At 52.1% G+C, this 13,066-nt stretch carries 10 protein-coding genes and 1 tRNA gene; 6 read left to right on the top strand and 5 right to left on the bottom strand.

Annotated features, from left to right (window positions below):
• Positions 1–213 precede the first annotated feature (213 nt).
• Positions 214–1,356 carry an extracellular solute-binding protein gene (locus R6U67_RS04495; RefSeq protein WP_410251447.1) on the bottom strand — a complete coding sequence of 381 codons (1,143 nt, stop codon included), beginning with the start codon at positions 1,354–1,356 and terminating at the stop codon, positions 214–216.
• 432 nt (positions 1,357–1,788) lie between these two features.
• Between R6U67_RS04495 and R6U67_RS04490 the strand changes: the two genes are divergently transcribed.
• Positions 1,789–2,202, top strand: coding sequence for a hypothetical protein (locus R6U67_RS04490; RefSeq protein WP_410251446.1), 414 nt, complete (start codon positions 1,789–1,791; stop codon positions 2,200–2,202).
• A 66-nt stretch (positions 2,203–2,268) separates the two neighbouring features.
• Here the strand turns inward: R6U67_RS04490 and cobT are convergent, their stop codons facing one another.
• Genes cobT through R6U67_RS04475 form a run of 3 tightly spaced genes read right to left on the bottom strand, consistent with a single transcriptional unit; the run spans position 2,269 to position 4,840 of the window.
• Positions 2,269–3,372, bottom strand: coding sequence for a nicotinate mononucleotide-dependent phosphoribosyltransferase CobT (gene cobT / locus R6U67_RS04485; protein WP_410251445.1), 1,104 nt, complete (start codon positions 3,370–3,372; stop codon positions 2,269–2,271).
• 44 nt (positions 3,373–3,416) lie between these two features.
• Complete coding sequence (locus tag R6U67_RS04480; RefSeq protein WP_410251444.1) at positions 3,417–4,073, bottom strand: DUF2232 domain-containing protein; 657 nt, start codon at positions 4,071–4,073, stop codon at positions 3,417–3,419.
• Between the two features lie 50 nt (positions 4,074–4,123).
• Positions 4,124–4,840, bottom strand: a complete 717-nt coding sequence (locus R6U67_RS04475) for a Crp/Fnr family transcriptional regulator (RefSeq protein ID WP_068788036.1) — start codon at positions 4,838–4,840, stop codon at positions 4,124–4,126.
• Between the two features lie 351 nt (positions 4,841–5,191).
• Between R6U67_RS04475 and R6U67_RS04470 the strand changes: the two genes are divergently transcribed.
• From R6U67_RS04470 to R6U67_RS04455, 4 genes are all read left to right on the top strand, one after another.
• The gene (locus tag R6U67_RS04470) at positions 5,192–10,000 is read left to right on the top strand and encodes a hypothetical protein (protein ID WP_410251443.1); all 4,809 of its coding nucleotides are present in this window, start codon (positions 5,192–5,194) and stop codon (positions 9,998–10,000) included.
• A 252-nt stretch (positions 10,001–10,252) separates the two neighbouring features.
• The gene (locus tag R6U67_RS04465; RefSeq protein ID WP_410251442.1) at positions 10,253–11,086 is read left to right on the top strand and encodes a class I SAM-dependent methyltransferase; all 834 of its coding nucleotides are present in this window, start codon (positions 10,253–10,255) and stop codon (positions 11,084–11,086) included.
• Positions 11,087–11,133: 47 nt separating this feature from the next.
• The gene (locus R6U67_RS04460) at positions 11,134–12,072 is read left to right on the top strand and encodes a glycosyltransferase family 2 protein (RefSeq protein WP_410251441.1); all 939 of its coding nucleotides are present in this window, start codon (positions 11,134–11,136) and stop codon (positions 12,070–12,072) included.
• Positions 12,073–12,233: 161 nt separating this feature from the next.
• Entirely contained in the window at positions 12,234–12,452 is a 219-nt protein-coding gene (locus R6U67_RS04455) for a hypothetical protein (RefSeq protein WP_087711692.1), read from the top strand.
• 82 nt (positions 12,453–12,534) lie between these two features.
• Here R6U67_RS04455 and R6U67_RS04450 read toward each other — a convergent pair.
• Positions 12,535–12,606: transfer RNA gene (locus tag R6U67_RS04450), tRNA-Gln, on the bottom strand.
• Between the two features lie 131 nt (positions 12,607–12,737).
• On the opposite strand from R6U67_RS04450, the gene R6U67_RS04445 reads away from it, so the two are divergent.
• On the top strand, positions 12,738–13,066 hold a 329-nt coding region (locus R6U67_RS04445; protein ID WP_410251440.1), incomplete at its 3' end, for an urease accessory protein UreF.

The raw sequence follows: 13,066 nt of genomic DNA, 5'->3' as shown, positions 1-13,066 counted from the left end.
TTGGGAGGGGTTCGGGGTGGGTTATGCCTCTTGCCATCCCCTCTTGGGAGGGGTTCGGGGTGGGTTATGCCTCTTGCCATCCCCTCTTGGGAGGGGTTCGGGGTGGGTTATGCCTCTTGCCATCCCCTCTTGGGAGGGGTTCGGGGTGGGTTATGCCTCTTGCCTCTTGCCATCCCCTCTTGGGAGGGGTTTGGGGTGGGTTATGCCCCTTGCCTATTCTCCCCGCCGTAGCTGCTGCCAGATTTGCCGATATTGACTTAAACTGGCGTCTCCTAAGTCCAACTCGATAAACTCACTGCGTTGAAGCCGATCGCCGTCGGGGAGTAAGACCCCATTGCGGCGGAGAGACTCGGGGAGATTCTGGCGGGGAGTTCCGAGGACTTGGGGAGAGGTGGCGAAGGCTAAGAGGGAAAGCTGTTGGGCGATGCGGGGTTGCCAACAAAAGTCAATCCAGCGATCGCTCAACTCGTGGGCCGCCACGTTCGCTGGCCGCACCCAGTAATCGGCCCATAAGGCTGTCCCCGACTGGGGAACCACCGCCTCTAACTGTTGCCCATATTGGGGAATCCCTAAGATATCTCGCGATGAACCGATCGCCACCCAGACATCACCGCGTAGTAACGGTTGCTGATAGGCGGTTGATGAATACAACAGTGCCTGCTTCTGAAGGGCCTGGAGTTCGTCGAGTAATTCTGGTACATCTTGGGGACGATCATGATTGTAGGAATAGCCCAATTTCTTGAGCGTTAAGCCAATCACCTCTCGGGGACTGTCCAACAGGGCCAGCCGTCCCCGTAACTCCTCGCGCCACAAATCTGACCAATCTTGGGGAGTCCAGCCGAGTTGCGCGAACTTATCCTTGCGATAGACGATGACGGTGGTTCCCCAACGATAGGGAGCGCCCCAGAGGCGATCGCCGCGACGGGGAAGTTCCCGCCAATTGATGGGATTCTCCGGCAGACTCGTCCAATTTTGCCAAGATTCAGGCCCTAGGGGTTGAATCAATTGGTTCTCAATGGCTTTCGGTAGCCAACTATGACCGAGTAAGGTTAAATGGGGCGTTTGGGGCGATCGCTGCCAAGGAAGCCAGCCTGAATCGTCGCGGCTGTCCTCCTGGGTTTGATGCCATCGTACCAACCCTTGAAACAGATCCGCTAACTGGGGTTCAGCCGAGAAATCTAAACTCGCCGGTTCATCTAAAACACGGCGAAACTCTCCCAGCATCGGGGCGGGAACAGCATCGCGGAGGAATTTCACCACCAGGCGTTGGTCTGGGGAGGTTTGACATCCCGTAAGCAGTTGGGCGACTCCTACGGCGATCGCACCGGTTAGGAGAGAGCGGCGACTAACAGACAAAGCAGCTTTGAGATAATTCGATTGCACCTCTTAAGCATAGCGTTTCCTTGACCCGTCCTTGATGTTAATCTCCGTCAAACCCGTTCTCTGTGGGTGACTGGGGTCATCTTCGGCTTCAGTTCCCCCCTCTTTGGGAAATGGATTTTGATAGTGAGTCTCATCATGGCTCCATCAGCAATTTTTGCGGGATCTAAAACGGGATCGAGTCCCCATAGAATTGAAATACCTCTGAAACCCCCTTCTCGAAGGGCGATCGCCAATCGCCATCAAAATTAAGCTAACGTTACACAAGCTTTACAAAGGCGACGTCAAACTGTACTTAGCACGACGCTTTTTTGTAAAAGTTAAATAAACTAAAAGTAAATTAGGATTTCCCAAATTCCTGACTACTATGAATGAGGAACAACCTGTGAACTGTCGAGATATTAAGCTATGGATTCCGTTCAACATCAAATACTAGCCCTAAACACAAAGGTCGATGGACTCTACGAGACCATTGAGCGTCTGAACCTGAAACTATCCCAAGTTCTTGCAAGCGACGACTCTCAGCCTCACCCCGAGCCAGGACCCCGTGGAGAGTCAGCCGAGGATAACCTGCTAATCGCCGATACCGTGGACGATTGGGGAGATTTCATGCGCCATAAAGATGTCCTTGGGGACGACTCTCATTCTAGTCCGAGTCAGGCCAGTTCTGAAGCAAATATCGCCCCCGAACTACAAATTCAGCGATTAACCGCACAACTGACCGCAGCCTACAATCGGATCGCCGCCTTAGAAGAACAACTGCTATCGCGGACTGACTTTGCTCAACGTAATCATCACCTGGTCTCAGATCGACGACGATAAGCTCATCCTAACCTCTGAATCTATTGGATTTGGGGGGATCTGATTCCATTTGAGAGTTAGCAAGCGTTATCTCTCAATTAACTTGGAAAAGCCGGTTTCAATAGCTGCTAAAAGGGATGGGGCCGTCCATCCTTGTAAACTGGCCGCGATCGCACAACCACCGGCTCCAACCCCTTCCTTGACATAACCCGCTTCATAGGCTCGTAACTGAGGAAAGCGAGCCTGATGGAAGGTTAACTGAGTCGCCAACAGTGGTACATCCCCTAACATTTTGGCTAAGGCAACGGTTTGACCACTGGGGTCTTCAGCCACCCAGCGGGTCGTTCCGACCACAATCTGCTCCGGTTGCCAAGGATAGCCGATCTCCTGAGCGATCGCCCGTAACAGAGCATACACCGCCAGCATTTGCGTCCCACCCGCCAACAACACACCACAGCGGCGACTCAACGCCAACGCCAAACCCGCCACCACCACCTGCATCGGGTCTCCTAACGCCTCGACAACAGCCAGGGGACGGGGATCACCGCCTCGTTCTCGCCAACGCAATAACCCCTGTTGCACCACCTCTTGCTTGCGGCGGTGATTGCACAGGGGATAACTACTATTGACCTGACCTTGGGCCGCAAACCCCAAGGCCAACAACACCGCTAAAGCCGTCGTTGTCCCACCTACGACACATTCTCCCAAAATGGCGTAATCACAATGATCACCAAGGCGATCGCCCCAGGCCAACCCCGCCGCCAAGAGATCCTGAACCTGAGACGGGGTCATCGCGGCCCCGCTGGTTAAACAACGGGCCGGACGGTCACTCAAGCATTCAACGACCGTTGACGGAGGAAGGGGTGAGGGTTGAGGAATGGGAGCCGGTAACCCCGCATCAAAGACATAGAGAGGCAATAATAACCCAGACACCACAGCCCGCGAAATCACCGCTGGAGAGGCGCCGGCTGTCAACGGGGGGAGGGGATACTGGGGAGGGGTTGTGCCACCGCTGAGGAGATATTCTGCATCCGCTAACGCCGTTTTGCGGCGGTCGGCCGGGGTGCGACCCGCTGCCGAGATATCAGGGAGAGTCCCTGTCTCGGTGAAGCCAAAGACACAGCCGAATAGGGGGGATGTCCCCTGATAGCGATCGAGCCAAGCCTGACCGCGAGCGATTTCCGTATACACTCGCACTAATGATGAATCCCAGCCCACATTACCTCGTCGTTTGTTTATTCTTCCTTGCCATAGTCGTCGTCATAGTCCAAGGCCAAGATAGTTTGAATCCATTGAGGTGGACGGGGAATGGGGTTTCCGAGGCGATCGAGGAGCAGCAAGGCCCCTAAGTGAACCACAAAGGCGTAGACGAGACTGTTAATGAGAATGGCGAGAATGGACAGCACTTGCACTAGGGTTAAACTCGGTTGCACCAACCAACCAACCTTTTCAAAGCCCCAATTGAGCAGTTGCGTCATCTGAACCGTGAAATAGACCCATAAATCCTCTCCCAAGAGAATCGAGACGAGCCAGACCTTAAAAAAGACCCCAAACGCCCCTAAGAGTCCCGTCAGGGCGATCGCCACTCCCCAACTCGCTCGCCGCTTCCAGAGAACGCCCAACAGTACGCCCTGTAAGCCATAGGGGACGATAAATAGGATGCTGCGCGTTGGTCCCATCAACACAGACAGCAACAACCCTGACACTAACGCCGACATCCAAGAGGCTCGTTTCCCCCAACGTAAATAGACGAGGGCCATGGGAACCGGAAAGAAGATGCGTAACAGCGGCCCGAGGGGGAAATAGTAGTTAATCAGCCAAATTAAACTCGCTGTGCTGGCCAGAAACGCCGTTTCGACCATCGCTAACGGCGACTGTCTGGATTTACGCATAAAGAGTGACCGTTGAGGCTTACCGAGATCCTGTGAACTCTCTTAATCCGCTAGGTTAGCATTCGTTCTAAGGCGTAGACATCGGGGATGCGAATCATCTCGCGATCGCGTGAAATCAGCCCTTTCTTCTCCAACTTACTCAACACGCGCGTCACCGTTTCTCGGGCCAAACCACTCAAACTACTCAACTCGCGATGAGGGAGGTTTGGGATTTCCATTCCGCCGGTTTCATCCCGAGTTCCCTGGCCTTCCGCCAAAAAGAGGAGAATATCAGCCACGCGGGAGGTACTATCGGACTCCCGTAGGCGTAAGCGGCGGTTCACCTGACGCAGACGACGGCCCATCAACTGAGCCAAACGAATCCCCGCCAGGGGTTCCGTCTTCACTAAGTGGACAAAATCTTGGGCCGGCATATTACCAATGGTAGTCGGAGCGAGGGTAATCACATCCGTTGAGCGAGGGACTTCATCTAACGCCGCCATCTCGCCAAAAATTTCGCCACTCCCGAGAATGTTGAGAGTGACTTCTTTCCCGTCAATGTTATAGGTGCGGATTTTGGCCCAGCCTTCCAAAATGAAATAGACCGAACTTCCCCAGTCATTTTCCAAAAGCATGACCTGGTTTGGGGGATGAGTCCGCGTTACCACATGGGCAAGGGCATCGTCAACCATCCGTTCAGGTAAACCTGCAAAAAAAGGTGTCGCCCTGAGCTTTTTTTCAAGTTCGGGGTTCTGATGCGCTTCACGAGGGTGATACCGGTCTTCCATGAGGTCGTCACATATCGTTTGAAATCGGTCGAATCTGAAATGGCTTCCTAGAGCTAGGTAAACCTGTCGAGGCCCAAGGGTCGCAATCCATAACGGCTTCTCTATCCTAGATCAGCATGAGCGAGATAGATGACGCCGATTACGTTTTCTTGATCTTATCAGGCAATCGTGAGTTGAACGGTCTTTGGTCACGGTTCGTTCAGAAACGTTACACAGTCGGGCGATCGCATCCCGGAACATCTCCATTTTCCCAGTTTAGAGCCGAATCAGCCCCAACAAACGCTTAAAATTTTGGCATTGACTCGATGTCTGTACCCTTGACCCATTGCTGTGATCGATTGAACCCAACCTATGACTTCTCAACCTTTACCCCCGAAACGCCTTTTGGCCGAGATCGAGCAGCTTCTGGCTGAGTCTTCGCCTGAGATCGATGGCGATCGCACCCGCGAAATTTTACAACAAATGCGGGACTATCTCACAACTGTTGAGTCCGCTGAGGCCAGTTCTGAGGCCAGTTCTGAGGCCAGTTCTGAGGCCAGTTCTGAGGGGGTGGCCCCTGACTCGCCCCCAAACCTTCCCCCAGAAGAGGATTGGCGCGATCGCCTCCTACAACCGTTTCAAGAAGAACTCGACGGCTTACGCCAACATCGCAATCGTCTCGCCCAAGAAGTGGCCCGCCTAGAGAACTCCGCGTCTCCCTCAACGAGCGATCCTGAGATGGAATCCGAGTCCGTCTCCCCCTTGCTGAACCCCGAAGAACGTCGCCAACATCTGCAAGCGGTACAAGCGGAAGCCGATCGCCTCTTGATGAATCTCGATACTAATCTGCGAACCATCTTCGACGGAGTCACGGCGAATCTACAAGGCTATGAAACCTCCCTAACCCGTAGCATTCAAAACATCTACAACTTTAGTCAACAGGGAGAAGCCATTGTCGCCGCCTTGGTACACCAGTTAGGCGCTCGTTTAGACAGTACCCTGGAATTAGCCGATTCTCTCGATGCAGACAAAGCCCCTGAACTCGAAGCCGCCATCGAGGCGATCGTACAACAGCCGACCGATGAGGAGAGTCGTGAAGATACCCTGACATCTGATGAGTCGGAGTTAGGATCTGTTGACATCGATGATGCAGATAATATAGATGATGCAGATGAATCCCTAGATTCGAGTTTGGGCGATCGCCCTGACGACGCAGATCACCAAATTCCCGTAGCCTCCGTGATTTCTGAGTCGGATCTCAGCCCAGATGCTGATCTAGATTCTGACTCGGATTCTGATCTAGATTCTGATCCAGATTCTGATCCAGATTCTGACTCGGATTCTGAACTCGAAGCCCAAGAGAGTTCTTCAGAAACTGACCAATTGCCAACAAACATGGCAGAATTGGAGGAAGTTACTGAATCGGCTCAAGAGTGGCCGGATCCCGAGTCGTCTGAGCAAGAGTTGTCTGAAACTGACGCGGATCTGGCCGAGGACATCGAGGACGACGAACCGCTCGAACTCCCAGAGGTTCTTGATGATGATTTGCACCGGGAACTTGAGGAGGAACTTGAGGAGGAACTTGAAGACGAACAACACCAAGATGCTGAACTGGATTTGCTCGATACGGGACATTTACCCGATGAACCGACTGACGAACTGACTGACGAACTGACTGACGAACCACTCGACGAACCACTTGACGAACCACTTGACGAACCACTTGACGAACCACTTGACGACGCTCTGACTGAATCATTAGACTCTTCCTCCATGGCTTCTCCTGTTCCTGAACCTGACTCTAAACCATCAACGCCGCCCACCTCAGCAGCGGCGGATGATGATTTTGAGTCCTGGTTCAACCTCGACTCAGAACCGATGCAATGGTCGAGTGAACAAGCCGCGTTAGATCTCGAACAGGAGTTAAACCAATCGGTACAAGAGGGATTCCAACCCAGTCCCCGTCAACAGACGCAGAGCGATCGCAAGCGTAACAGCGTCCAGAGTCGCTCAACCGATCGCTTAACCCATACTGAGGCCGAGTCTGACAGTCCCAGCAACGACGATGGGGATGAGGATGATGACGACAGTGGCGAGACGATTCCCCAAAGTCGAGGTCATCCGCCTGTTGCGACAGAAACGATGAGGCGAGAGATATCCCCGCCATCTCCTGAACCGGATCTGTCTCCTGAAGAGGCGGCGATCGCAGCGGAGTTGGCGGAGTTTGTCGCGTCGTTTCAAGATTGGGATGAGTCAGAAGCCGATGAGTCAGAATTAAATAACTCTGAGTTAGATGACTCAGAATTAGATGACTCAGAATTAGATGACTCAGAATTAAATAACTCTCAGTTAGAGGCGATCGCAGACAATCCCCCGGTTCTCTCAGGAGATACGATTGGCGATCTAACCGATGCGATCGCCCTCATGGGGGGACGTTTAGACAACCTCAATGAGTCTGATGAGTCTGATGCGTCTGATGCGTCTGATGACGACGACATCATTGAAGATTCGATTGAAGATCTCGAAGACTCCCGCGATGAGTTTGAGGATGACGACATCATCGAGGATGATATTCTCGACGTCCCTGAAGACGAGGAGTTATCCCCAGATTGGTCTTCAATTCTCGACGATGACGACGATATCGAGTTAGAGGATGAGGCGTTCGGGGAAAAGGCGTTACTGGTTCAGGAGGATACGTCCTCAGACTCCCGCATCTATGTCGACTGCGAACCGGAGACTCGTCGCCAACTCGAATCAGATTTAGAAGAACTTGAACTTGAACAGCAATCGGAGGCGATCGCAGAAATCGATGAAGCCGATGAAGCTGATGAAGACTTAGAACCGTCATTGACGCAGATTTTAGATGAAGCTGATGAAGCTGATGAAGCTGATGAAGCTGATGAAGACTTAGAACCGTCATTGACGCAGATTTTAGATGAAGCCGATGAAGCTGATGAAGACTCAGATCCCTCTCAAGCCTCTGACGTAGAACTCGACAATGATGTTGAGGAGGTTGATTTAGAGGAGGTTGATTTAGAGGAGGATGCTGATTTTGGCGAAAATCCCTTTGTCTGGCGGGACGATGTAACGGATGATTGGGACGAGGCGACAAGTGAGGCGATCAGTGAAACGACCAGTGAGGTAACGGCTGATCCGCCACCGCTGGCGATCGCCGACTCACCGCCCCAGGGTATAGTCGCCAAACCACCCCCTGAGCGGCTCTCAGTCGCCCGTCAGCAACGACCAAAACCCGAAACTGCAAAATCTGGGCGAGTGCGGGTTCCGCCTCCCATTTGGCTCGAAAATAGCCATAATCGAGATTGGTATTTAGGCATTGATTGGAGCGATCGCGGCCTCTCCGCCAGCCTCAGTTGTGCCTATACCGGAACGGAGTATTGGCTGGGATGGCAAATCGAGGGAGAACGACACCCGTTATTTGACGTACCGGCGATCGCCCGACAGCAGCCCACCTCAGCCATGGCCGATTTCTTAGAAAATGCTCCTTTGGAGACGATGGCCCTTCCGAGTTGGCGAGTTGGCCTAGAAACGCGATCGCTCAGCGAGGGGATTATCTTTGATGAATTTGAGCAAGTCTTAGGGATTATGATCCCTTGGCGGAGTCGTCGGGGTGGCTTAGAACCGATGTTGGGGCGATCGCTCGACTATGATTTACCCCTCGTCAGTAGTCGCGACATCCTCACTCGCCTCTTCCGCCAACTCAGAACCGCCCAACTCTACCATCCCGGAGAACAACAACCGGCTGCGGATTTGCCCCCCTTTGCCCAACTCATCCCCAAATTGGGCGGTGTGATCATTCGCGAGGGACTCTCTAGTAACGACGCCTTTCGCTTCAATGTCCGAGAAGCCGCCCTAGAAGCCGGATTAGTACCTCGGCCCGATCGCCTTGGCTTTTGTCCGGCTCCTCTCGCGGCGTTACTGTCCGCCCTCGATGCGTCGTCAGTGGAGTTAGAGTCCGACTCAGACTCCCCTTCAGACCCCCCTTCAGACCCCCCTTCAGACCCCCCTTCAGATCCCAAACTCTCATCGCCGCCAACCCAGTCCCCCAGCCAATCCTGGGGCGTGGATACTCGGGAGCGGGGAAGTACCCTAGTGATGGTGGTGGGAGCCAGAGACATTGCTCTGGCCCCCTTCCAACTCAACTCAGAGTCCGCCAGTCAGCTTCCCGTTCCCCTGGGCCAACGAGGCCTCGCCTATGGCCATCGTGACTTCGCCGATGATCTCTTAATTCAGTTGATGTTTGCCCCCAATCCTGACTGGTGTCATGAGTTGGGGGTGATGGAATTGCAACAGTTACCCCGCTGTGGGGCCGCAGATCGGCAACATCGCATCGCCTTGCAACAATGGTTAGACGCAGACGAGGAACGCCAGGCGGCCCGGGAACTGGCTCGTCAGGTGTTGGCGGCCTTGCAACTGGGCGATCGCACTGACTTTGAACTGGCGGGCCGTTGGCGACGGATTCACCGCAGCCAGTTCGATGAGACGGTGTTAGTTCCCTTTTTTGAGCAACTCAACCAAGACTTTAATCAGTTTTTTAGTGAATTGGGCCTCTCTGTGCAAGGAATTTCCCGCGTTCTCCTCACCGGCGACTCCGCCAACGGACTCCTCGACATTGCATCCTGGCTCAACCATAAACTGCCCAACGCCGTTGTGGTGACGCAATCTCCGCCCTCAGCCTTATCCGCGATTACAGCCCGCAACACCCCCATTGCAACCGGGTTAGCCCAATTTCTCCACTATCCCCTCCATCGCCGCGATGGGGGACAGCAGTATAGTGATTTCTTCTTGTTGCGGGAACTCCTCGAAACGGTCCCGGATCAGCCTCTTTCCCGTCAGGAGGCGATCGCCCGCTTGGAACTCCGGGGGATTCACATCGGCGGGATTGAGTCTCGCATCATCGCCCTCTTACACAACCAACTCCCCCCAGGCCTCATCCCAACCCCACCCCAAGACGAATGGCTCACCCCGGAATCGCAGCAAGTTCCCTTTTATGGGAAACTGGCCACAACCCCCCTATTCCAGTTTTTCCCAGAGTCCAAAACCTATCAGATTCATCGTCCCCTGGCCCGACAGCTTCTGCAATATCTCAACCGCCTCACCGCAGAAACCCGTCAATCTTTTAGCGAACCCCTCTCGTTGCATCAGTCAACGGTGGAGGCCTAAGAGGAACAGTCAGAGGAACAGTCAGAGGAACAGTCATATCTAATCATTTCAGCTTCACCACCCTGTGCTATATGATAAATGGAGATTTTTCAGATTTTTCAATCTTTTGGCTGAATCTATAGCCATCGAAGATTGGCTTAGGACACTCTGAGTTAAGAGAGAATCCCCGACCTCTTGCCTCTTGCCTCTTGCCTCTTGCCTCTTGCCTTCTTATCCCCTATTTTTGGTACGATTCAGACCAACTTTTGCTATATGTCTTTATCTTCAGACCCCATGCAGAACGATCGCCATGATGACATTTTGGCGAAAGAACAAGCCTTTCACGATCGCTGGGCCGCCGGAATTGATGTAGACGGGATTCAGGTAGAAGACTACTTTGAAGCCTGTACCGCCCCGGAAAACCGCTTCATTCTTAAACAGTTGGGCAATGTCCACGGAAAACGCCTCTTAGATGTGGGTTGTGGGGCGGGCGAAAATAGTGTTTATTTTGGCACTCGTGGGGCGAACTGTGTCGCCAGTGATTACTCACCGGGAATGGTGGAGGTGGCCCTAAAATTGGCTGAACATAATGGGGTTCAGGTAGAAGGAAAAGTCATCAACGCCATGGATATTGACTATCCCGATGATACGTTTGATATTGTCTATGCGGCGAATCTCTTGCATCATATTCCCAACCCCATGATTGCTATTCAAGAGATGCACCGAGTTCTCAAACCTGGCGGAAAAATGTGTTTTTGGGACCCTCTGCGTCATAATCCGGTGATTAACGTCTATCGACGCATGGCAACGGATGTTCGCACCGACGATGAAACGCCACTACATATTAACATTGTCAAAGAGATTGAACCGCTCTTTTCCGAGACTCGTTATAACACCTTTTGGTTGGCGACGTTATGGATTTTTCTTCAGTTTTATTTAATTGAACGAGTGCATCCTAATGAGGAACGGTATTGGAAAAAAATTATTAAAGAACAGCAGCGACTAAAGCCTCTTTATACTCGTTTAGAACGCTGCGATCGCCTCCTTAAAAAGATTCCCGGCATGAAGCGAATGGCTTGGAATATCGCGGTTGTGGCTACGAAATAATACCCTAAATTAACGCCAAAATTTGATAAATTCTGATGTAAATCCTGATGGCTTCTCCCCTCTATTCCTTGGTTATTCCCGTGTTTAATGAGGAAGATAATCTCCCCGAGTTAGTGCAACGATTAACAGCGGTCACCGAGGCAGTGGGGCAGCCCTATGAGGTGTTATTTGTCGATGATGGCAGTGGCGATCGCAGTCTGGAACTTCTTCGCCATTATCAGACACAAAACCCCCAGTTTCGCTATCTCAGTTTTGCCCGTAATTTTGGCCATCAAGTTGCCGTGACTGGGGGCTTAAATTTCGTCTCGGGGAACGCCGTTATCGTCATGGATGCGGATTTACAAGATCCTCCAGAACTCATCCCCGAGTTACTGGAAAAATGGCAACAGGGCTATCAAGTCATTTATGCCCAACGCATCGCCCGTCATCAAGATCCTTGGCTAAAACGGCTGCTGGCGTATGGCTTTTATCGCGTTTTGCGACGCTTAGCCGATGTGGCGATTCCCACGGATTCGGGAGATTTCTGTTTAATGGATAAACAGGTGGTGGATTTACTCAATTCTATGCCCGAACGCAATCGCTATATTCGCGGTTTACGGGCTTGGGTGGGGTTTCGTCAAACTTCACTTCAGTTTAAGCGAGATCCTCGCTTCGCCGGTGACGTGAAATATACCTTTCGTAAGTCTCTGTCTTTGGCGATTGATGGAATTATGTCTTTTTCTAAGGTTCCCCTACGCTTCGCAACTTATCTGGGCCTCCTCGCCGCCGGAATTGCGGTGATAATGGTGTTTGCGGTTCTCTATTGGCGGTTATTTTATCCCGACTCGCCACTGATTGGGGCAACGATTATCACTATCGCGATTTTCTTTTTGGGGGCGGTTCAACTCGTCTGTATTGGTATTTTAGGCGAATATATTGGTCGCATTTACGAAGAAGTTAAAGGACGACCGTTATATACAATTAAAGAATTATCGATTAAACCCTAAATTCGTTTTCTCAAATCCTAAACCGGAACTCTCATCAATTCTTGATTATCCATCCTCCCTGCCCCTGTTTCGTTGTCCAGACTAACGGTAAAATGGAGGAAGTCTGCTTAATTTTAATGATATATCCCTTGTCATCTGTCAACACTTCGTTATCAAAGTTTATGAAAAAAACGGAACTCTTAAAACAAGTGGATGAATTAGCCCGAGAATGCGAAAACGTCACCACTCTCATCCATCAACTGCAACTTCCTCATATTAACGAAGGCCAGCGATCGCGGATTCTCACGGAACTCCTGGCCGCCTCCATCCACCTCAACCGACAATGTAATGGGGAGTTTCAGAAACTCGTGGCGACTGAGATTGAATCTCTCAACGGCTGATTCCCCCGAAACAACGAAAGAGGCTGTCCGAAGACAACCTCTTTCTGACGAATCTCCGATAGACTGTCATCTATCGTCTGAACTGGGGCGGAAGGATTCGAACCTCCGAATGGCGGGACCAAAACCCGCTGCCTTACCGCTTGGCGACGCCCCAACGAGTCAGCGATAACTATACTAACAACGCCCCCAGGGGATGTCAAGGGTTTTCGCGATTTTTTTTGCTACGGTGGAGATAAACTGTAGGAATGATGTGGCTCAAACCCTTGTTTTATGGGAATTTCACCGATGTCATCATTACTGAATTTACTCCAGTTAACCAGTCCAGCTTTACCGTTGGGGGCTTATAACTACTCCGAAGGCTTAGAAACCCTAGTCGAACAGCAACAGATTGCTGACGCGGCCCAACTGGGGCGTTGGTTGGAGATGGAGTTACAGTTTGGGGCGATCGCCGTCGAAGGGGCCATCCTCGTGCGAGCCTATCAGGCCCTGCTAAACTCAGATATCGCCACGTTAGTCTATTGGAACCATTGGTTAACCGCCAGTCGCGACAGCCGGGAACTGCAACAGCAAAGTTGGCAAATGGGCAATTCCCTGCTGCGTCTGTTGGCCGATTT

This window comes from Sodalinema sp., assembly GCF_046483825.1.
Taxonomy (GTDB): Bacteria; Cyanobacteriota; Cyanobacteriia; order Cyanobacteriales; family Geitlerinemataceae; genus Sodalinema.
Note: the sequence above shows the minus strand (reverse complement) of the source record. Positions and strands in the feature narration are given on the sequence as shown.

What these genes read in the sequence shown, in the direction of transcription:
- R6U67_RS04490 (WP_410251446.1), top strand. Translation starts at nt 1,789, where the DNA reads ATGGATTCCGTTCAACATCAAATACTAGCCCTAAACACAAAGGTCGAT.
- R6U67_RS04480 (WP_410251444.1), bottom strand. Translation starts at nt 4,073, where the DNA reads ATGCGTAAATCCAGACAGTCGCCGTTAGCGATGGTCGAAACGGCGTTT.
- R6U67_RS04475 (WP_068788036.1), bottom strand. Translation starts at nt 4,840, where the DNA reads ATGGAAGACCGGTATCACCCTCGTGAAGCGCATCAGAACCCCGAACTT.
- R6U67_RS04470 (WP_410251443.1), top strand. Translation starts at nt 5,192, where the DNA reads ATGACTTCTCAACCTTTACCCCCGAAACGCCTTTTGGCCGAGATCGAG.
- R6U67_RS04465 (WP_410251442.1), top strand. Translation starts at nt 10,253, where the DNA reads ATGTCTTTATCTTCAGACCCCATGCAGAACGATCGCCATGATGACATT.
- R6U67_RS04460 (WP_410251441.1), top strand. Translation starts at nt 11,134, where the DNA reads ATGGCTTCTCCCCTCTATTCCTTGGTTATTCCCGTGTTTAATGAGGAA.
- R6U67_RS04455 (WP_087711692.1), top strand. Translation starts at nt 12,234, where the DNA reads ATGAAAAAAACGGAACTCTTAAAACAAGTGGATGAATTAGCCCGAGAA.